General features: G+C 74.2%; 1 protein-coding gene. It reads right to left on the reverse strand.

Features of this window, described 5'->3' with window-relative positions:
• Positions 1-43: 43 nt before the first annotated feature.
• On the reverse strand, positions 44-1,288 hold the full coding sequence (locus ACWGIG_RS38925; RefSeq protein WP_453326446.1) for a DUF6777 domain-containing protein: 1,245 nt from the start codon (positions 1,286-1,288) through the stop codon (positions 44-46).
• Positions 1,289-1,358 lie beyond the last annotated feature (70 nt).

Consider the following 1,358-nt stretch of genomic DNA (forward strand, 5'->3'; position numbering starts at 1 on the left):
GCCCGATGCGGCGTCCTGGCCGGCCTGCGGGTCGGAGGGCAGGTCAGACACCGTCCGGTCCGGGCGCGGTGTCGGGCTCCCGGTCGGGGTCCGGCGGCGGGGGCAGGGGCGGGGCCGTCGTCGGGCAGCCGGGGGGAACGGCGCCGGGGACGGCGGCGCCCGGGGAGAGGCTGGGGCAGGGAGTGGTGGGCGGGGGCGCGATGCTGCTGCTGGTGTCGGGAGCGGTGCTCTCGGAGGTGGCGCCTTCGGAGGTGGCGCTCTCGGGAGAGTCCTGCGACGGGTCCTGGCCCTCGGAGGGGTCCTGCGAAGGGTCCCGGCCCTCGGAGGGGTCCGTCGCCGGGTCGGACGTGTCCGTGGCGGGGTCACTGGGCTCGGTGCTGCCGGGTGTCGTCCCGCCGTCGGTGTCCTGCTGCTGGTCGCCGTCGCCGTCGGGGGGCGTGTCCGTCGCGCCGCGGTGCAGGTCGTCGGGGCCGGGCGGGGGCGGCAGCTCGTCGTCGGGGTCCGGGGTCCTGTCGTTGTCGCCGTCGGAGCCGGTCTCGCGCTCGATCCAGGTGTTGTTGACGATGTTGACGATGGTCAGGTTGTTGATCACGACCGGGGCGGGGGTGACCACGACGACCTCGGTCGGCCGGTAGCCCGTCCAGGGCTGTCCCCGGTGGGACACGGCGCCCCGGACGACGGTCGGCGGCAGCAGCGGGTTGCCGCAGGCGCAGCGCACCCTCGGCATTCCGTTGGCGTCGACCATGACGGCGGTGCCCGCCTGGAGGACGGACTGGTAGGAAGTGGAGGAGCCGTTGCTGAAGCCGTGGTTGGTGACCCGGGTGTCGACGCGCAGGACCACGGGGGTCAGGCCGCGCAGGAAGCCCGCGATCGAGGCCGGGTCGATGCGTTCGGCGTCGGCGAAGGCGCGCGCCTTGGCCCGGTCGGCGTCGCTCCCCGTGAGGTAGCGGATCTGCTGCTCGACGTCGCAGCTGGAGAGGGACTGCGTGCCGCCGTACAGGCCGGGGGTGCCGCCGGAGATCCGGTGCGCGGTGCGGGCGGCGGCGCTCGCGGTCCCGGCGGGCGTGGCCGCCGTCGTGGAAGGCAGTGGCGCGCTGGTCTTCGCGGTCGACTGTGTGAACGGATCGGGGCCCTGTGCAGCGACCGGCTGGAGGAGTACGTCCTGGTCACCGGCCGACGTGGTGTCGCCGGGCCCGGTGTCACCGCTGGCGCAGCCCGTGGCCAGGAGCCCCAGGAACACGGCCGACACCGCTGCCACGCGTGCGTGGCGGCGCGTGGATGAGTGCACGCGGCTCTCCCGTCCTCGTTCTCAACAGCTTCGTCACTTCAGACGATTCACCGCATTTACCCCTCTATGT

The organism is Streptomyces sp. NPDC054863 (assembly GCF_053610825.1).